Genomic DNA, 19,379 nt, shown 5'->3' on the forward strand with positions numbered 1-19,379 from the left:
ATTGGGCTGATGACCCGCGATGAATTCAACAGCTTTTGTGCCAACCTCAAGGCCACCACCCATGTAGTGCAATGGGGCAATGCGGATGTATGGAAAGTGGGTGGCAAGGTCTTTGCGCTCTGTGGCTGGAATGACGGCAAGGATGCCTTCACCTTCAAAGCAACCGATCTGGCCTTTGAAGTGCTGGGGGGCGAACCCGGCATCCGCCCAGCGCCCTATCTGGCGTCGCGGGGTATGAAATGGCTACAGGTCTATGACGAACGCGGCATGAGCGATGCGTCGCTGCGCGAGCATATCGTGACGTCCTATGATCTGGTCGTGGCCAAGCTGACCAAGAAATTGCGGGCGGAATTGGGTGTTTAGCCCTTCATCGCCTGCAGCAATTCCAGCAGTTGTTTTCGGTCGCCGTCATCCGTGTAGTCACCGGTGGCCAGACGCTCGGCAATGCGCAGGCGCAGGCGTTCTTGCTGGGTGCGCACCTCTTCGCCTGCGGTCTCAGCCAGAGTTTTCATGATCATCGCCACCGCTTGTTGACGCTTGGTGGTGGGGTTGGCGATATAGTCGACAAGGCTCTGTTGCCCGGAATCGAGGATGTTTTCGGCCAGATCGCGCAGCTGATCGCCATTGGGCAGCAGCGGGGCGAGGGCGTCCGCGGGCGGTAGGATTTCCGGCACGCTGCGCGGGGTCTCGGCCAGAGCGTTTGCGCCGTCGACAAAGGCCTCGGTAATCATCCGCGTGATCTTGATGGCGCGCGGGTCCTTGAACAGGGCCGAGGCGATGGCCACGCCGTAATCCGTATAGACCCACGGATTGACCCGCCGCCCACCGCGACCCTTGGGCTTAGAGATCACATTCTGTGATTGCAAATCACCGACCTCGGCATCGGTCAGCTGAAAGCGGTAGCCCTCGAACAGATCCTTGTTGCGCGATACGGCCTGATTGAACGCGCTGACGGATTTTCCGTAGAACTGTGCCAGATCCTCGGCCAGCACCACACGGGTGCCGCGCACTCGGTGAATGGCGCTTTGGACCTCATGCGTGCTGGGCAGGTTTTTGGGGTTCGTCATGGCAACCGTTTGGAATCACAATTTGTGATTTCAAAGGTGACGCAGCCCGTGCTGGGCTGCAAGGTTGAAGTGTGGCGGGCATGATGCGACATCAATCCAACTGTTTGCTTTCCAATTCAATGTGATCAAAGCTGTGCCCAAACCAACTGAGTTCACCCGAAATATTAACAGTGTCACCGGGCTGCAATCTGGAAGCCCAGTAACTGTCAACGCCGCAGTTCAACACTTCAAGGTCGGGTGCATGTACGGGCTTGAAGTCCACGCAGCCACGAGTTCTGCGGCTGGTAGAAACACTCACAACTTCGTACTCGATCGTCTTTACAGGATTCTGCGTTAGGTAATTCCATGCGAACGGAACACCATGATGCCAAAGCGCCCATAGCGCCAAGAATGAAACTATCGGGCCGCCAAGGATCAAAATCAGGATCCGTTTTGTAGTGCTCTGTTGCCTTTGTTTATTATGCGGGGGCCTAAGCTGAGTTCGCAAGAACGCGGGCAATACTGTCATTGCGCCAACCGCAGCGAATGCAATCCAAAAGTATGAACCAACCCAATCGTTCCATTCCGCCGTGGGCACAGCGTTTCCGAAGAACATTGCCAAGCCGGGCAAAACTAGGAAAACGTAAAATGGGAGTTCGACCAAATGGTCCCAAACATCTCGCTTCCGGAGTTGCTCATTAGGTATTTCCGCTGCTCTTTGGGGCTCAACGTAGTCGCCGGAATCAATGAAAAACCTACGAGATGAGCGAAACGTAAGGCCAAATGGACATATAGAAACGACAAACAGCAAGCACAAGGACGCCATTATGTACAATGCAATCGATTGAGGGAAATACTGCGAGTACAGACCGCGTGGTGGTTTGAAGCCTTGATTCACAGCGATAAGCAACAAGATAACCCATATTCCAGTGGCGATAACAAAAGCCACTTTTGGGCCGACTGACACGCACCTTCTCAGCATCCGATTATAGAGCGAGGGGACGAGATACACCGCTGTAATTGCAAACATAAACAAGCTGATGCCTGCGACGAGAACAAAGTCCTCGCTGCCGATCTCCCAATGTACCGACGAGGCATTGACAACGACAGCAGTGGCTACGAGACCAATTAGGCCGAATGCTCGGCCAGCTAAATCACTTAAAAAAGAGCCCAGTTCATTTCAATGCCTATGGTTGCAATAACTGTGAGCGTTATACTCCAGCATGCACCTTAGGCAAGAATATGGCGGTGGTTACTCACCGCTTCCGCCGCTTCACATTCCCACCCCGCTGCCCCGGCCTGCCGGCCGTTGACCGTCCACGTGATTTTACTGCGTCTTCCGAGGCTTTCTCGACCGCCCATTGGCGCGCCATGGGGTCGTCGGCGATGGCGAGATCGACTGCTTCCAGACGTTTGATCTCATCCCGGATGTTGGCGGCCTCTTCGAATTCCAGATTCTCGGCTGCCTTGCGCATCTTGTCGCGCAGACCGTCCAGATGCGCCTCGAGGTTCGCGCCGTGCATTGGTTTGTCGATGGTGGCGGTGACGCGGTTCATGTCGACGTCGCCCTGATAGAGACCGGCCAGAACGTCCTCGACATTTTTCTTCACCGTCGCAGGCGTGATGCCATTTTCCTCGTTATAGGCGATCTGCCTTGCCCGGCGGCGGTTTGTTTCGTTCAGTGCCCGCTCCATGCTGCCGGTGATCTTGTCGGCATACATGATCACCCGGCCATCGGCGTTCCGCGCGGCGCGGCCGATGGTCTGGATCAGGGAAGTTTCAGATCGCAGGAAGCCCTCTTTATCCGCGTCCAGAATGGCGACCAACCCGCATTCAGGGATGTCGAGCCCCTCGCGCAGCAGGTTGATGCCGATCAGCACGTCGAAGGCCCCCAGCCGCAGGTCGCGCAGGATTTCGATGCGCTCCAGCGTGTCGATGTCCGAGTGCATGTAGCGGACTTTTATTCCCTGTTCGTGCATGTATTCGGTCAGATCCTCGGCCATGCGTTTGGTCAGGGTGGTGACCAGCGTGCGATAGCCATCGGCGGCGACCTTGCGCACCTCGTCCAGCAGATCGTCGACCTGCATGCCGACAGGGCGGATTTCGACCTCGGGGTCCAGCAGGCCTGTGGGGCGGATCACCTGTTCGGTGAAGACACCGCCGGTCTGTTCGATCTCCCACTTGGCCGGGGTTGCCGAGACGAAGACGGATTGCGGGCGCATGGCGTCCCATTCCTCGAACTTGAGGGGGCGGTTGTCCATGCAAGACGGCAGGCGGAACCCGTGTTCGGCTAGCGTGAATTTGCGGCGGTAGTCGCCCCGGTACATGCCGCCAATTTGGGGCACGCTGACATGGCTTTCGTCCGCGAAAACGATAGCATTGTCGGGGATGAATTCGAACAGGGTTGGCGGCGGCTCACCCGGTGCGCGGCCCGTCAGATAGCGCGAGTAGTTTTCGATCCCGTTGCAGACGCCAGTGGCCTCAAGCATTTCCAGATCGAAGTTGGTGCGCTGTTCCAGACGTTGGGCCTCCAGTAGCTTGCCCTCACCGACGAGCTGGTCCAGCCGGATGCGCAGTTCCTTTTTGATCCCGATGATTGCCTGATTCATCGTCGGTTTCGGCGTCACGTAGTGCGAGTTCGCATAGACCCGCACCTGTTCCATCGACGCGGCACGCTCGCCGGTCAGCGGGTCGAATTCGGTGATGGTTTCCAACTCCTCACCAAAAAACGAGAACTTCCACGCCCGGTCCTCTAGGTGGGCAGGCCAGATTTCCAGTGAATCGCCCCGCACCCGAAACGAGCCGCGTTGAAACGCCTGATCGTTGCGGCGGTATTGCTGAGCCACCAAATCGGCCATCACCTGCCGCTGGTCGTATTCATTGCCGACCTTCAGGTCCTGCGTCATCGCCCCGTAGGTTTCGACCGAACCGATACCGTAAATGCAAGACACCGAGGCGACGATGATGACGTCATCGCGTTCCAAAAGCGCTCGGGTGGCCGAGTGGCGCATCCGGTCGATCTGTTCGTTGATCTGGGATTCTTTCTCGATATAGGTATCCGACCGCGCGACATAGGCCTCGGGCTGGTAATAGTCGTAGTAGGAGACGAAGTATTCGACCGAGTTTTCCGGGAAGAAGCCTTTGAATTCGCCATAAAGCTGGGCCGCCAGCGTCTTGTTGGGCGCAAGGATGATCGCAGGGCGTTGGGTTTCTTCGATCACTTTGGCCATAGTGAACGTCTTACCGGTCCCCGTCGCGCCCAGCAGAACCTGTTCTCTTTCGCCGTCAAAGATACCGCTGGTCAGTTCCTTGATCGCAGTTGGCTGATCACCAGCAGGCGCGAACTCGGTATGCATGACGAACTGCTTGCCGCCTTCGAGTTTCAGGCGCGCGCGAACGTCATCAGCGGTCAGCTGTGTCTTGTCGGAATGGGCATAGGGCATAGGCAGGCTCCGGGTCAGGCCCTTACATTTGTTCTTATTTTGTCCAACTGCAAGGCCTGATCCGGTTCAGAAACTCAGTTTCAGTAATAGGCATACTGTGCATCGGGGATTTGAACCGATTGCACCTTGTCGGCCAGCGCTTTCAGATTGCTCTCCAGAACCCGGCCCATCATCGCCTTCATCAGCGTTTGACCCATCAGCCAGCCCAGCAGGCCATATTTCATCTGGTAATCCATGCTCCAGACGACTCGCGAATGGCCATTCGCGAGGGGTTCGATGGTGATGGCCGCATGTGCTTGGGTCAAAGGCATCGCCGGCATCTCGGACAAGCGTACGCGATAGCCTTTGTTGACTTGCCAATCCGTCACTTCCTCGACCAGCGAGGTGCCGTTTTCAAAGTGGCAACGCCGTTTCGACCCGACGCCGTCTGGCCCAGTCGTCAGCGCATCCACCGAGGCGACTTGTGGTGCGAATTCGTCGATTTGCATGAAACGGCTTAGAATGGCCCAAAGGGATTCGGGCCGGGCGTCGATTTCCAGGCTTTTTCTATGGTGGATCATGTTGGTGTCCTCTTGATGGCGTTGCACGATTTATAAAAGGCCCTGATGACAGTTTCTGACATCAGGGCGCGACCAGCCGCGACAATTCCCATCTTGTCCCAGCCTGTACTCTGACGCATAAACAATCTCAGCCAAGTGAGGACGGAGGGGCGACATGCGCGCACGGATTTACAAGCCTGCCAGGAACGCAATGACTTCGGGGATGGCCAAGACCCGCAAGTGGGTTCTGGAATACGCGCCCGCGTCGTCGCGTGAGGTTGATCCGCTGATGGGCTGGACGTCTTCCGACGATACGCAAACTCAAGTGCGCCTGAAGTTCGACACCAAAGAAGAGGCCCTGGATTATGCCAAAGACAATGGCATCGAAGTCCAGGTCAGCGAACCGCACAAGCGCAAACCCAACCTGCGTTCGCGCGGCTATGGTGAGAATTTCGCCACCGATCGGCGCGCGCCTTGGACCCACTGAATGATCGAAATCCATGAGGCCGACCCGACCTCGGACGCGCTACGCCCATTGATCGAGGCGCATTTCGCCCATAGCGAAACTGCCGGACCTGCGGAAAGCAACCATACCATGGATGCCCAGGCTCTGGCTGCCGAGGGCATCAGGTTCTGGGCCATGTTTGACGACGGACAGCCCGTCGGCTGCGGAGCGTTAAAGGCGTTGCCGGACGGAACGGCCGAGGTGAAGTCCGTTCACATCATCTCGGAGGTGCGTGGACGCGGTCTGGCGCGTCAGATGATGAACCACCTGACAGCTGAGGCCCGTATCCAAGGGGTGGCGGCTTTGGTTCTGGAAACTGGTGCTGAACATCTGCCGGAATATGCGGCTGCCCGTAAGCTATATGAACGGCTTGGGTATTCCTATTGCGGTCCGATTTTCGGATATGAAAGCGACCCGAACAGCGCCTTTATGCGCTTGGCTCTTGAACCCGGGAACTAAAAACTGCAAGAAGGGCCCAGCGGTCCCGTAGCTCAACTGGATAGAGCAGCTGACTTCTAATCAGCAGGTTGAGGGTTCGAGTCCTTCCGGGATCGCCAACCATTATCCCCATTCCCGGCACCATCGTCGCATCGATCGCCTGATCTAAGCCGCCTTTAGTGGGCAGCTATCAAAGTAAACGTGGGAACCTATTACATCCAACGGACACGTGTTCCGCAAAATATCGCCGTTCGCACCAGCCCGTCGAGCGAAACTCTGCCGTTTAAAGCTTGCGCGCGCTTTTTCGACTGCAGTTTGTCGAAATCTGAACGAGATTGCTTCGACGATTGCGCTGAATCAGGGGATGGACGATGTCGCAGGCCAGCACGCTTGAGCGTGAAATGCTTAATTTGATCAATGCAGAACGTGCATCGCGCGGCCTTGACTCCGTTCAGCTGGAACTCCGCTTGAACGCTTCGGCCGAAGAGCACAGCCAGTGGATGCTGGAATCCGGCAATTTCTCGCACACGGGTGAGGGTGGCAGCTCGGCCACCCAGCGCATGCGAGACGCGGGTTTTGTATTGTCCGGATCTTGGGCGACTGCCGAGAACATAGCCTGGCAAAGTCAGGGCGGAGAGCCGGGATTTTCAGACGATGTCGTCGATTTGCACAATGCGCTTATGAACAGCCCCAATCACCGCGCCAACATCCTGAACCCGAACTTGGCATACATCGGAATCGGAATTGAAATTGGATCATTCGGCGGCGTTCCTGCCGTCATTGTGACTCAGAATTTTGCCCGCACCACGGCGAGTGTCCAGTTGGATACCGGCGCCGGTTCGGATGCCGGTGGTTCCGATACGCCAGCAGATCCGATACCGGTCGTTCCCGATCCGGGCGAACCGGCAGATCCGGTTTCGACATCTTCGCAAGAGAATCTGTCATTTGGCGACGGGGATACCCTTAGAGTGACGCCGGAAGAACTGGATCAAAGTGTTATCAGCGGGTTTGGTGTGGGCAAGTCCCTCGTTATCGAAGGTGTCGAGCTTAGTCGATCCAACATTCGCCTGACCGATAACTCGAACGTTGAATTCGATGTTGATGGTGACGGTAGGGCGGATCTGACGATTTCGTTGGACGGCGGGCAGTCGGGCGGTGACTTTTTTGCCATCACCAAGGATGGAAACACCGTGGTCAGCTATGCTAAATTTCTGCCTGACCTTGCGCCCGGGGTCCGCGTTGACAGCAGCGTGATCAATGGCATCGTGAACAAATCCTTTCTCGAAGGCGATGGCGCGACGGATTTTCGGATACAGATGGTCGACCTCGGAACCGCTGACTTCAACAATGTCCTTGGCGTTTATGATATTCTAAGTAACGGCGAAATCGCGAATGTGCGCCTGCTGTTTGAAAACACCAATGAAGCGAATGGCGCGGTAGAGCTAAGTAATTTGGCGGACGGAAACCGTCTAGGGTTCTTCATCGTTCAGGATGGTGCAGATTGGGCTAATTCACTTTCAGACAGCGATGACTTGAATTTTGTTGCCAGCAACGGTGGCATGGCAGACGTGGACGACGAATTTGATTTTGTTTTGACGGTGAACGGAAACTCTGCTGGCGTGACCACGTTTCATGCCGAAAAGGCGGCCTTGAACAGTGACGATCAGCAACACGCGCTTTCGGGTGTCGTGTCGGGTGGCCAGTCAATGACCATCGGTTTCGAGGACTTGACGGGAGGGGGCGACTCCGATTTCGAGGATGTCGTGGTCAACGTAACCAGGCTTGAGGATGACGCGCTTTCGGTGGTTTAAGCCTAATTGCCGAGTGCACGCTGATTAACGTGTTGTAATTCACTTTCGGCCCATACCGGCCACTCGGCCAAGTTTGACTATGTTGCGGTCGCGTCCCGTTTTTTTGGACATTCGCTGCAACTGTGCAGACCGCGGCGTGCTGAGCAAATAAAACACGCGGCTTGTCGGACTTTCCCGAAACGCGGCCCAAATCGCCGTCACTCATGCGCGCAATCAGTTGGTATCTTGTCCGCGAAAAAGACCAGGACCTAAACATCTTAATTTGATCGGATATTACTACTACTATTTTTTGGTGCTTGTAATTGCGCGCCAGTCTTCCGGTGGAGGCCTGTCTAACAGGCTTTGGGCTCGGGCCATCATGGCGACTGAGGCGGGATCTCCGTTTCGTGTTCGATCCGCAACCTCAAATGCGGCAACAGCTTTTTCAAATCGCCCTGCCCGGTAGTGCGCAAGGCCTTGTTCATAGGTCTCTATCCAGGCAAATGCTCCCTCACACCCATCTGCCATCGCTATCAGTTCGTAGACCACCAGCTCTTCAATGCGTCCGAATACGGTAAGCGTGTCCAGTTCGCGCACCACAATTGTGCCGGCCGCCTGTTGTCTCGTTTCCGGCCCAATGAGGATCAGCGTGCCATAGTCTTTGTTTGCTCCTTCCAACCGGCTGGCAACGTTCACAACATCGCCAATCGCGGTGTAGTTCAACCGCTGCTCTGATCCGATGTTTCCGACCAAAGCCTCGCCGCTGTTCAGCCCGATCCTGACACGCAAGGGATTGCCGTCATCATCTTCAATTCCGGACGCGCCCACTGCAGCGACAAGGTCCAATGCTGCGCGGCAGGCGTTTTCAGCGTGATTCACATCCTTGCGCGGCGCCCCCCAAAACGCCATCACAGCATCACCCATGAATTTGTCGATCGTCCCACCATTTTTGGCGATAGCCGTGGAGGCCGCGCTAAAGAAGGGCTCCATCAGTTGGGTAATCTTGGGGCCAAGTTTCTCGGACAGCCCAGTGAAACCCGTGACGTCGCAGAACAATACAGAGATCTGCTTCACCTCTCCACCTGGCTGTATCTTGATACCCTCAGCAAGCAGCATGCGCACGAGATCTGTGGGTACGTATTTTCGGAATGCCGACAAACCAGCAGCCATGCTGGCGGTGGCCGCAGAAAGATTGGAAAGCTCAGACAGTTTGGACGGTCTGCGTTCAATCTGCTCGACGTCAAAGCGCTCAATTTTGCCGAGGTCTTCGGCAATGCGTGCCAGCGGATTCGCCACAACTTTGCGGATCAGCCAGATCGCTAATCCGGTTGCCACTATCACCACAATGATCAAAACGTAGATCAGATTGATCAGCGTCTCGTCGATGCCCGAAAGAAAGGCTGCTTCGGGTATGACTGTGGCAACGCGCCAGCCGTAAAACCCCAGGGGAGTCAGCGCCACCGCATAAGGCACGCCGTCAATGACGACACGTTGCGTCAATGTGCCAGAGGCATTTTCCTGTGGGTCCGCCAACAACCTTTCGCCCGAGATCATGGCGACTTCATAAAGCTTGCCCTCGCCCATGCGCGCCGGAGTAACCTCATCTGCTTCGGCATCGGGGACCGCAATAACTTCTCCGTCGGCGTTCAGAATAAACGCCGCGCCAAATTCGCCGGGCGCAAGCGTGGCAAGAAACCGTGACAAACGATCCGTTTCGATCGCAACGGCCAGAACGCCTTGCCGCGTTCTATTGACGTCTATCGGACCGGCATAGGCGTAAACGGTTCTGTCACTATCCGGGAGGTCGCGCGCTTCGATCCACCCAGAGGAGTTGAGGCCCATGAAGTTTTTAAACCAGGCATGTTCGCGCGGATCATAGGATGTTTCGGTAAAAGTCCGCTCTTCGAACTGTATGTCACCGGGAATGAAGATGTAGCGGTCTTTCCGCAGCATTCGGTCGCGGATTCCCTCATCGATTTCAATCATCTCAAGCCCACCGTCACCCAGGCGATGTGACGCAAAAAAATTCCCGTCAGGCCAACCGAAGAACATCCATGAGATATTCGGCTGTGCCTGCAATTGTGACAGAAAAACAAACTCCCGCTTGTCGGCCTGTCGCGTCGCGATGACGTTCTGAACAAAGATCGTACGAACGGCCGCCCAGGCGGCTTCGGCTGACCTGAGTGTCACGCCCACCTCGATACGGACAGTGTTTGCGATCTGGCCGTTGATTTCTGCCGCAAGCATGCGGCTATTGTCGCGCGCGGTCGTCCACCACAGGGAATGGACAATAAACGTCGACACTCCGATAGACACAGCCACCAGAATTGACACCGCAATGCCTACACTAAATCGCAATTAAATCTCCGCCGAAAAGCTACTTGTTTCAGTATTGAATTGAGACAGCTAAGAGAGCAAAGTTTTCTTAAACCCAGACCCGAAATCTCACGCAACTGTTAGGCGGAAGCAAAGGACTCTGTTGAAGCGAGCGCCTTAACACTAAATGCCGTATCTAACCTTAGTAAATTTGCCAGACGCTTCGCACTGTTGAACATGCGGCCCTTTTCATACCTTTGCCACACCAAACCCACGACGCGCTGCGGCCGGTCAAACCGAACATTGGCTGCAGGCGTAACAGCCAGAAAGGTCGAACACTCGATGCAGACGAAACAGACTTTCGCCGTGATTGCGTCAATGACAGCTTGATTACACACAGCGTCCACATCGACACCACATCAGATCGAAAAGAAATCCTTTAATACACTGTTAAAGAGCCAAGGCTTTTCCAGATGCGCAGCATGGGCGCATTCCGGCATAACCAGAAGGTTGGCGTTGGGAATGGATTGCCACAATTGTTCGGTCTGGCTCCATGAGTAGGTTCGATCACGGTCACCCCAGACTACCAGTGTTCTGGCCTCGATATTCTCCAGGTGCTTGACACCACTCCAGTTCTCCATCGCGTCTAGCCCATTTAGCATGGTCGGCAATCTGCATTGCTCGGCGATGGCGGCACAGTCTTTGTAGCCATCGGCATATTCCCGATTTAGAAACCAGGTCGCTGCGATCCGTCTGGCGGTGGCCTGCGGTCCGTCCAATTGAGCGCGGCGTTTGGATGTACCGATGGTCTCGAACCTGCCCGGAAGGACTCCTGTGGCGCCGGTACCGTAGAGCACTAATCGCCCTATTCTCTCTGGCGCGCGCGCCTCCATTTCTTGCACGACCATCCCGCCCATCGAATGGCCGACCAGGTTAAAACGCCCGATGCCGCGCGTGCTCAGTTGGCCTAGGACCCATTCAGCATAGTCGCCAATACTGTCCAGCGCTTTCCAACAAGCATTTTCGCCAAATCCCGGCAAATCTAAGCTGATGATCTCGTGCCCGACTGCTGAATCGGCCTGCCCCTGCCATTGTCGGCTTCCGCCCATGAAGCCATGCACAAAAACGACCGGTGTCATTTGCGCCCGCCCTGCACGATACGATCAAGGATCATAGCGCAGAACAGGATCGAGAAGCCAGCGAGTATACCCTGTCCGACATTGGCATATTGCAATGCTTCTAGGACATCTTCACCCAATCCCTTGGCCCCGATCAACGAAGCCACGACGACCATTGCCAGTGACAGCATAATTGTCTGATTGATCCCGGCGCGGATTGATGGGGACGCCAGAGGAAGATCAACCTTGGTCAACAGATACCATTTGTTAGCACCAAAGCTGATTGCCGCCTCACGCACGCTTTCGGGCACACCCCGCAAGCCCAGGACGGTTAAACGCACTACTGGGGTGCCACCAAAAATCATGGTGACAACCACCGCTGCCGGTTTGCCGACACCAAAAAATGCGATTACCGGGACCATGAAGACAAAGGCAGGCATAGTCTGCATAAAATCCATGATCGGCTGGATAAAGGCGTAAAAACGTGGGCGGCGTGCGGCGAACATGCCCAAGGGAATCCCTATGACAATGGACAGACAGGCCGCCGTACCCAATAGGGCCAGCGTTGTCATCGCCCCCTCCCAAAACCCCAAAAGCCCCATATACGCCAGAAAAGCCCCTGAATAGATGGCCGTGCGGATGCCTGCCGTGAGCCATGTCAAAAGCACGATCAGGCTGGCAATCACGATCCACGGCGTCTGAACCAGGATGACCTCAAGCGCGTCAAGAAGCGCGCGAATGCCAAAGGTCAACCCGTCGAAAAACGCCTCGCTGTTGCGTACACACCAAGCGATGAAGTCTTCGACCCCTTGGATGCTGGTCAGGCGAATTGCCGGATCGGTGGGAAAATGGCTGAGCAGGGAAAAACGGCCCGGAAAGCTGTAGTGCAGCATTGCGGCGGTGACGATCAGAAACATGAAAACCGCGCTAAACACAATATGAGTGATTGGCATTGCCGACCGGATCGAACGATCCGACAGCCAATCGGAAAACCGCGCCTCAAGCGCCCAATTGGCCACTATGGATTGCACTGCTTTAACCAGCAACAAGATCACGATCCCGGTTAGAACGATCATAGGGCCTTGGGCGGCAAGCGCATCGGCTTCGGCCCGAATGCCACCGATGTTTTGTTCAAGGGACTCGACCGTGCGCTGATAGACGTCGATCTTGTCCGAGCCGCTTTCGATTGCTGCGGCAAGCTGTTTGCGGCGCAGTTCAAGTGTGCCTTCAATGGATGCTATACGCTGCATGGCGTCGGCGGCCAGTTCCCCAAACAAACCACGCGCGATTTGAACAAAGCCCAGGGTTTCAAGGATCAGGAACGGCAGCGCCCAGCTCCACAACCCACGCGCGCCGAACCAGATAGGACCGAATAATCCGGCCATAATGTTGAAGGTCGGTGTGAAGCGGGACGAGGCACCGATCTTATCAAAATTCCGTATATAGTAATCCGGGCTGGTGCGGACAAAGGCATGGATGTTGTCGCGGCGTTCCTCGGCATAGGCAAGGGCAGCTTCGCTTTCCGTGTCTTCAAGTGGGTTGACGCCAAGATCATTGAGTTCGCTCATGATACTTCTGTCCCTTCGATCACGGTGCGCAGCAAGTCGGCGCGTGTGATGATGCCAACGTCCCTGTCGCCGTCCTGCACGAGTATGGGTTTTTGGTCGTCAATCGCCATGTTGATCAGATTGCTAAGGGTTTCGCCTTCTTCGACCCGTGGAGCATCTCTGTGAACCGGTCCGTTGGCGGCGGTATATTGTTCAAGCGGTTGCATTACGGCGTGGGCATGCACGACTTTAAGCCGCGAAATCCCGGCGACAAAATCGGCAACGTAGTCATCTGCAGGATTCATAACGATATCTTCAGCGGTGCCTATCTGCACCATCTTGCCGTCGCGCATGATTGCTATCCGGTCACCGATACGAACCGCTTCATCCAAATCATGGGTGATGAAGATCGTGGTCTTTTTCAAAATTTTGGACAGGCGAATAAACTCGTCCTGCAACTGGCGTCGGATCAGAGGGTCAAGAGCCGAAAATGGCTCGTCCATCAATAGAACATCTGGGTTTGCTGCCAGGGCGCGCGCCAAGCCGACACGCTGTTGCATGCCGCCTGATAATTCATGAGCAAATTTTGATCCCCAAGCGCCCAGCTCAACGATATCGAGAATGGCTGCCGCCTGTCGCATACGCTCGTTCTTGGCAATCTGGCGGATTTCCAGAGGCATCGCCACATTGTCCAAAACCGAACGGTGCGGCATCAGGGCAAAGTTCTGGAACACCATTCCGATCTTTCGGTTACGAAATTCCTGAAGCTCTTTCGGGCCAAGGGCCATGACATCGGTGCCCTCGATTTCGATTTTACCTGCCGTAGGCTCCAAAAGGCGGTTGAAATGGCGGACCAGCGTGGATTTGCCACTGCCCGACAGTCCCATAATGCAAAAGATTTCGCCACGGTTCACCGACAAGCTGACATCGGCGACGCCAACCACCGCGCCCAACTCTGCCAGAATCTCGGCCTTGCTGAGGCCTCGGTCATGGATCGCCTGCAAAGCGACTTGAGGGTTCGCGCCGAAAATCTTCCAGACATTCGAAATTTCGACAACGGTATCGGCAGGTTCAGAGGACATGCGAGACATCTCAAAGTTTGAGGGGCAAAAGCGAAAGGGGAAAGAAGCCGACACCGAATGGTATCAACGGTGTCGGCATGATTAACAGACGCCGGATCAGAGGCCCAACCAAGCGTCGACCCGGTCGGGATTGGCTTCAACCCACTCACGGGCAACCTCTGCTGGATCACGGCCCTTGCCACTGATTTCATAGGCGAAACCGCTGACGTCATCAGCAGTCAGAGCAAAGTTGGCAAAGAATTCCGCAATCGCAGGCGAGCGATCTTCAAGCGAATTTGACCATGCAATCTGAACGTTCTTCAGAGCGTCCTTGGTGGCAACCGAGGATTTGCTGTACCAATCAGGGTCATCCGACGGCTGTACCATCACGTATTTGGCCGGATCAAAGGTCGGCTCGGTCAGCATCTGGACGTCGAACATGTACCAAACCGCGTGTGGTTTATAGCAGTAGAAAGCATAACCTTCGCCTTTGGCGATACTGTCCTTGATGCGCGCGGTCTTGACGCTTTCTTCGGCACGGATCGGATCGATGAAATCAAGAAGGCCATAGTCACGGGTCTTAACCTCGTTGACATTGGCCGAAGCCCAACCGGGGGCGCCAATCCACATCTCACCCTTGCCGTTGCCATCGCTATCCATCGCTGAGGCGACGTCCGGGCGGCCCAGATCAGCAATATCGGTGATGTTCATCTTATTGCCGAAGTCCTGCGAAACGCAGAAGCCCTGGTTTCCTTCATAGGGGTTGGACGACAAGGTTACGGTACCCGCTTCGTCAACGTATTTCTTGGTGAAACTTTCCTGGTTCGGCAGCCAGACATCGGGGTGCACATCAATGTCTCCCTTGCCCTGATCCATCGCCTGGAAAATCGTCGCGTTGTTGCCCGGTACGTATTCAACCTGACCACCGATGCGCGTTTCAACCACAGCACCCAGAAGATGAGCAATCGCCTGTGCGCCAGTCCAGGAGGGCACGCCGATTTTGACCTCTTCGGCGGCGAGAGCAGGTATCGCAAACGCGCCGACTGCAGCCGCCAGACCCAGTGTTTTCAGTTTGGTTCTCATGGTAGTCTCCTCTGTTGAGATGCGCCGTGTTCCGACGTCAGTTTTTTGATCTCTTTGTGCCTCCAACTCATGGCTTTGACCGGAAAGCAATTACCTCCTCATGGCTGTTGGACAGTGGTCCGATGCAAGGCCGGGCCTTCGATTCCTGCTTGAAAGTCTAGAGCAAAGCGAATTCCGCAGGCCAATTCGAACATTTCATCAAACTATTCCAACATTGCATAGTTATGATTACACTCGTCAACCACAGCAGACAGACTGGGACGCACAATGGATTTGAATTGGCTCCGTGACTTTGAATGCCTTGCCCGAACCCTGAATTTTACCCGGGCGTCGGACGAGAGAAACATCACGCAATCGGCTTTCAGCCGAAGAATCAGAGCCTTGGAAAACTGGGTTGGACTTCCTTTGGTTAATCGTGCCACCTATCCTGTGCGTCTGACCGACGCCGGAGAACAGTTTCTGCCGGTGGCCTTGGCTGCGATTTCACAACTGTCCGAGACCCGTCAATTGTTACGGGATGCGGATCGCGGGGACAGCCGGTTCATCCGGTTTTCGGTACTTCACACAATTTCGGTCAATTATCTCGCAACGCGAATTGAAGAACTGCAGCAGCAAATCCCCGAATTGCGCACACGTGTGGTGTCTGATTCCCTCAGCACTTGCTGCGAGCTTCTTGTTGAAGGGGCGGTCGACGTTTTGCTGTGCTACTATCACCATTCAGTCTCGCCATTGATCGATGAGGCGGCATTCGAAAAAAAAGACCTACTAATAGACCGCCTTGTCCCTGTCGCCGCCGCTGAAACAACCCGGGCCAACGGGTGGGATCTTGGCAAGACAGACGGCCCGCCCATTCCACATCTGGCGTATGAGCGATCATCGTTTCTAGGAATGGTGGTTGAGAACACAGTCGAACGGCAAATGCTGAATGCCGAGACGATCTATGTCGATGGATTGGTCGAAACGATCAAGCGGCGGCTTTTGAAAGGCAGTGGATTTGCCTGGATGCCAGAAACTGCGATTTCGACCGAACTTGCCGATGGAGTACTGGTGCCGATTGGCGACGATACGTGGTGCACCTCTTTAACCATATCTGCCCTGTCTAACCCTGACGCCTTTGATGCGACCGCACGCAAATTGTGGGACCTGCTTTAGCGGAACTGCATATTACGCGCTGTTGTTTCGGCGGGCAGCAGTGATGAGAATTTCAACATTGCGCCCATGACGCGCTCATGCAGCTTCGACGCAGGCGAATTCGGCGCCCGGTGAACGGTTGGAATCAAGCAGGCATTCGTTCGCTACCCAATGTCTTTGGAGCTGTCGGCCGTTGCCGCCTCGATGATAGCCTGGACCAAGAGGTCGACTGTATCGCTGACGTTGGCATCCCAAGCGACACTGTCGGAAACAAGCGAAAATTCTGAGCAGGCGATGATTTGCAGGTCCGCTCCGGCGCTGACAAGATCTTTCGAAGCTGCGAACACCGAGTCACGGGCACATGTGCAGGGACCCTTGGCCTTGATCGTACGGATGGCCGCCAGCAGGGCATCGTCTTTCGCAGGCCAGACAACAGACAGCCCGCGTTCTGAAAGAGCGGTATCGAAAAGTCGGGTGTGGCGTACCGCTGGTGAGGCAAGCATGCCGACACAACCTCCGGCTCCAAGCTTTTGTGCGGCGTGATCCGCCGCCAGCTCGACCATGTTTAGCAAGGGGATGTCCACTGCTTCTGTGATTGCCCCGGCATAGTGGTGCGCAGTGTTACAGGGCATCGCCAGAGCCTCGGCCCCGGCGGTTTGAAGCCGACGCGCCATAGTTGCCAGAGTGTCCCCTGGATCAATGCCTGTCCCCTCGATCAGGTGGGCAATCCGTGACGGGACCTGCGGATTCATATCGATCAAAAGGGGAATGTGGTCGTTGTCATCCCGCGCCGGGACGGCCTCCACCAACTTGCGTTGGAGGAGGATTGTCGCCTCGGGGCCCATGCCGCCAAGTATGCCTACAGGACGTAGCGCGCCCATGGCTTAGATATGAACCCAGCGATTTGCGTGGTCGAAGGCAAATTCGTAGCCGCCCAGGGCCGCCGCGCCACCGGTATGAAGGAATACAACCCGCTGATCCTTGAATTCTCCCTTGCGAGCAAGGTCGATTAGGCCCGCTGCGCCCTTAGCCGAATAGCAGGGGTCAAGCAGTATGCCTTCCAACTCGGCGAACATCCGGATCGCCTCAATGCCGCTTTCCGTCGGCAACCCGTAGCCTTCGCCAACATAATCGGTATTGGCCATCACGTCTTCACGCTTGACGATGCCGGCGCAGCTCAGCTTTTCTGCTGTTTTGCAGGCAAGATCATAAACCATCTGTTCCTGTTTGGCTTGCGGTGCCCGCGTGCCTATGCCCAGAACAGGGACCATGGAATTCATCGCGCACATGCCCGTGACCAGCCCGGCCTGAGTGCCTGAAGACCCTGTCGCATGTACCAGCCGATCAATCCGAAGACTCCGCTCATTAGCCTGAGACAAAAGTTCGAAGGCTGCATTTACGTAACCAAGCGCACCAGTCGGGTTTGAGCCACCGCCAGGGATAACGTAAACGTTGCGTCCTTCGGCACGCTTCTTCTCGGCGGCCTTCTGCATTTCTTCAACCATGTTGTGACCACCGGGAAACTTCTCGGTTGTGGCACCATGCAGGTGATCCAACAGGACGTTGCCGTTGGTGTTGTAGTTCCCGTCCTGATAGCCAGTCCTGTCCTCGAGTAGGATATGACAATCAAAACCCAGTTTGGCCGCGAAAGCAGCGGTCTGCCGGCCATGATTTGTCTGGGTCGCGCCTTGCGTCATCACCATGTCGGCGCCCTGTTTCTCGGCCTCGGCCATGAGGAATTCAAGCTTTCGGGTCTTGTTGCCGCCCGTTGACATGCCGGTGCAATCGTCGCGTTTGATCCAGATTTCACAACCCAACTCTTTGGAAAGCCGTTTCATCGGCTCAAGCGGTGTGGGCAGATGGGCAAGATGCAGCCGGGGAAAGCGGGCGAGATGCATAAGAAGACTCCTAATTTTGGCTTTCCTCAACTTATCTGCCTAATATTGCGGTTCCTAATGCGAAATACCGACCATATATTGCAAGAATTGCAAGTTATTGTGGGTTGCTCTATCTGTGTTCCATGCGGCTTGAATGGATAGACGATATCTTAGCTGTGCTTGATGGCGGCTCCTTGGCGCGTGCGGCAGAAAAACGGTTTCTGACGCAGTCGGCCTTTACTCGCCGGGTGCGGCTCATTGAAGACAGCATAGGCGCGGCACTGTTTGATCGCCGCCGCAAACCGGTTACCCTGTTGCCCGGCGTACGGGCGCTTGAGCCCGAGTTACGTGATCTCAGTGCAAGAATGCACAAATTGCGCCAAACCATGCAGACCGCAAGCGATCAGGCTTCGAAATCACTGGGTTTTGTCTGCCAGCATGCGCTGACCACCACAGTGTCGCCACAGGTGGTTCTGGCGTTGAGTACGGATGGTAACGTTTTGACACGGGTGCGTTCGGGCAACCAGGATGAATGTCTGATGCATTTGATCTCCAGAGAGGTCGATTTTGCGATCATGTATGCGCTTCCGGGTGATGATGCACCCGTACCAGTTAATGCCTTTGAAACGGTGGATCTTGGAACGGACCTTTTGATCCCGGTCGCAACGCCGAACGGCCGCAACAAGGCCAATTCAGCGGTTCTTCCAACGATTAGCTACCCGTCAGAGGTCTTTTTGGGGCAGGTTTTCGCCCGAATGATCAATCCGCGCCTGCCCAAGGACACCACCGTGTCAATGGTCGCAGAAACCGCCCTGACACTGGCGGTGTTGCAACTGGTGCTAACGGATATTGGGGTTGCCTGGCTGCCGCACTCCTTGATTGTCGAACACCTTTCACAAGGGCGGTTGGTGCGGATCGACGACGTCTTACCGTCGCAACTTCTGATCATTCGCCTGGTACGTCTCCGCGAGGCGCAGTCCGAGCATGCTGAACGGGCATGGCAGCGTCTTGCCCAACATCTACAACTCCCGACAGTGGGAAACTGACGATCGAGTAGACGAAAAATTTCGTTGCGCAAGATGTACGTCAGAATACCGGGGTCGTCGGCGCAACAAATGGAACTAATAAGAACGGATAATAGAGGTCGAAAAATTCGGGTGAATGGATGGCAATACATCGCTGAAAAGTACAAAAACTTGGGGTACCTGGAGCGCCCTGAACTGACGCGCAGAAATGCGGCGAATAAATGGAACTGTGACATTTTAACAGTGGGTGTTCTCCCGGCCAGGGCTAAAGGTTTGAATGTCTGAATCGTAATGGTTTGCGCCAATTCGTTCACACCGCAGAAGCCGTTAGTTTGGGCTCAAAGCGGGCCTCAGGGGTGAGGAAACATTCAGTGAAAGTGTCTCGCGTCACTGTCGGGTTGTCATTGTGGGCGGGTATGGCGGATCGCAGGATCAGTCATGTTCACCGCTCGAAATTCGA

17 protein-coding genes and 1 tRNA gene are annotated in these 19,379 nt (G+C 55.4%); 7 read left to right on the top strand and 11 right to left on the bottom strand.

Annotation, left to right across the window (positions count from 1 at the left end; all coding sequences use genetic code 11):
• The first annotated feature begins 9 nt into the window (after positions 1 to 9).
• On the top strand, positions 10 to 363 hold the full coding sequence (locus tag AC2FGC_RS15165) for an MmcQ/YjbR family DNA-binding protein (RefSeq protein ID WP_496725909.1): 354 nt from the start codon (positions 10 to 12) through the stop codon (positions 361 to 363).
• On the opposite strand, the gene AC2FGC_RS15170 is transcribed toward AC2FGC_RS15165, so the two are convergent.
• The 4 genes from AC2FGC_RS15170 to AC2FGC_RS15185 form a co-directional block, all read right to left on the bottom strand.
• Positions 360 to 1,067, bottom strand: coding sequence for an ORF6N domain-containing protein (locus AC2FGC_RS15170; RefSeq protein WP_496725910.1), 708 nt, complete (start codon positions 1,065 to 1,067; stop codon positions 360 to 362). The genes AC2FGC_RS15165 and AC2FGC_RS15170 overlap by 4 nt on opposite strands.
• Before the next feature lie 91 nt (positions 1,068 to 1,158).
• The gene (locus tag AC2FGC_RS15175; RefSeq protein WP_496782749.1) at positions 1,159 to 2,076 is read right to left on the bottom strand and encodes a hypothetical protein; all 918 of its coding nucleotides are present in this window, start codon (positions 2,074 to 2,076) and stop codon (positions 1,159 to 1,161) included.
• Between the two features lie 226 nt (positions 2,077 to 2,302).
• A complete protein-coding gene (gene uvrB, locus AC2FGC_RS15180) occupies positions 2,303 to 4,489 on the bottom strand; it encodes an excinuclease ABC subunit UvrB (RefSeq protein WP_496725912.1) in 2,187 nt (728 codons plus the stop codon).
• Positions 4,490 to 4,569: 80 nt separating this feature from the next.
• Entirely contained in the window at positions 4,570 to 5,049 is a 480-nt protein-coding gene (locus AC2FGC_RS15185) for an SRPBCC family protein (RefSeq protein WP_496782752.1), read from the bottom strand.
• Positions 5,050 to 5,203: 154 nt separating this feature from the next.
• Between AC2FGC_RS15185 and AC2FGC_RS15190 the strand changes: the two genes are divergently transcribed.
• The 4 genes from AC2FGC_RS15190 to AC2FGC_RS15205 all read left to right on the top strand — a co-directional run bounded on the left by AC2FGC_RS15190 (position 5,204) and on the right by AC2FGC_RS15205 (position 7,782).
• The gene (locus AC2FGC_RS15190) at positions 5,204 to 5,515 is read left to right on the top strand and encodes an ETC complex I subunit (RefSeq protein WP_109312827.1); all 312 of its coding nucleotides are present in this window, start codon (positions 5,204 to 5,206) and stop codon (positions 5,513 to 5,515) included.
• The gene (locus AC2FGC_RS15195) at positions 5,516 to 5,992 is read left to right on the top strand and encodes a GNAT family N-acetyltransferase (protein WP_496725914.1); all 477 of its coding nucleotides are present in this window, start codon (positions 5,516 to 5,518) and stop codon (positions 5,990 to 5,992) included.
• Between the two features lie 21 nt (positions 5,993 to 6,013).
• Positions 6,014 to 6,090 (top strand) — tRNA-Arg (locus AC2FGC_RS15200).
• Between the two features lie 252 nt (positions 6,091 to 6,342).
• On the top strand, positions 6,343 to 7,782 hold the full coding sequence (locus tag AC2FGC_RS15205) for a CAP domain-containing protein (RefSeq protein ID WP_496725915.1): 1,440 nt from the start codon (positions 6,343 to 6,345) through the stop codon (positions 7,780 to 7,782).
• Between the two features lie 282 nt (positions 7,783 to 8,064).
• On the opposite strand, the gene AC2FGC_RS15210 is transcribed toward AC2FGC_RS15205, so the two are convergent.
• From AC2FGC_RS15210 to AC2FGC_RS15230, 5 genes are all read right to left on the bottom strand, one after another.
• On the bottom strand, positions 8,065 to 10,119 hold the full coding sequence (locus AC2FGC_RS15210) for an adenylate/guanylate cyclase domain-containing protein (protein WP_496782754.1): 2,055 nt from the start codon (positions 10,117 to 10,119) through the stop codon (positions 8,065 to 8,067).
• Between the two features lie 377 nt (positions 10,120 to 10,496).
• Positions 10,497 to 11,216 (bottom strand): alpha/beta fold hydrolase, encoded by a 720-nt coding sequence (locus AC2FGC_RS15215; RefSeq protein WP_496725917.1) that lies wholly within the window; start codon positions 11,214 to 11,216, stop codon positions 10,497 to 10,499.
• A complete protein-coding gene (locus AC2FGC_RS15220; protein WP_496725918.1) occupies positions 11,213 to 12,763 on the bottom strand; it encodes an ABC transporter permease subunit in 1,551 nt (516 codons plus the stop codon). Before AC2FGC_RS15220 ends, AC2FGC_RS15215 begins: the two co-directional genes overlap by 4 nt.
• Entirely contained in the window at positions 12,760 to 13,824 is a 1,065-nt protein-coding gene (locus AC2FGC_RS15225; protein WP_496725919.1) for a quaternary amine ABC transporter ATP-binding protein, read from the bottom strand. Before AC2FGC_RS15225 ends, AC2FGC_RS15220 begins: the two co-directional genes overlap by 4 nt.
• A 96-nt stretch (positions 13,825 to 13,920) precedes the next feature.
• Positions 13,921 to 14,886: an ABC transporter substrate-binding protein gene (locus tag AC2FGC_RS15230; RefSeq protein ID WP_496767362.1), complete on the bottom strand. Its 966-nt coding sequence runs from the start codon at positions 14,884 to 14,886 to the stop codon at positions 13,921 to 13,923.
• Between the two features lie 267 nt (positions 14,887 to 15,153).
• Here AC2FGC_RS15230 and AC2FGC_RS15235 point away from each other — a divergent pair, with 267 nt between their 5' ends.
• Entirely contained in the window at positions 15,154 to 16,038 is an 885-nt protein-coding gene (locus tag AC2FGC_RS15235; protein WP_496725921.1) for a LysR family transcriptional regulator, read from the top strand.
• A 143-nt stretch (positions 16,039 to 16,181) separates the two neighbouring features.
• Here AC2FGC_RS15235 and cuyB read toward each other — a convergent pair whose 3' ends face one another.
• Both cuyB and cuyA read right to left on the bottom strand, forming a co-directional pair.
• Entirely contained in the window at positions 16,182 to 16,898 is a 717-nt protein-coding gene (cuyB, locus tag AC2FGC_RS15240) for a cysteate racemase (protein ID WP_496725922.1), read from the bottom strand.
• Positions 16,899 to 16,901: 3 nt separating this feature from the next.
• Complete coding sequence (gene cuyA, locus AC2FGC_RS15245; RefSeq protein ID WP_496725923.1) at positions 16,902 to 17,915, bottom strand: D-cysteate sulfo-lyase; 1,014 nt, start codon at positions 17,913 to 17,915, stop codon at positions 16,902 to 16,904.
• A 122-nt stretch (positions 17,916 to 18,037) separates the two neighbouring features.
• On the opposite strand from cuyA, the gene AC2FGC_RS15250 reads away from it, so the two are divergent.
• Complete coding sequence (locus AC2FGC_RS15250) at positions 18,038 to 18,940, top strand: LysR family transcriptional regulator (RefSeq protein ID WP_496725924.1); 903 nt, start codon at positions 18,038 to 18,040, stop codon at positions 18,938 to 18,940.
• Positions 18,941 to 19,379: the final 439 nt, after the last annotated feature.

It is taken from the genome of Ruegeria sp. CDSC054, assembly GCF_059610645.1.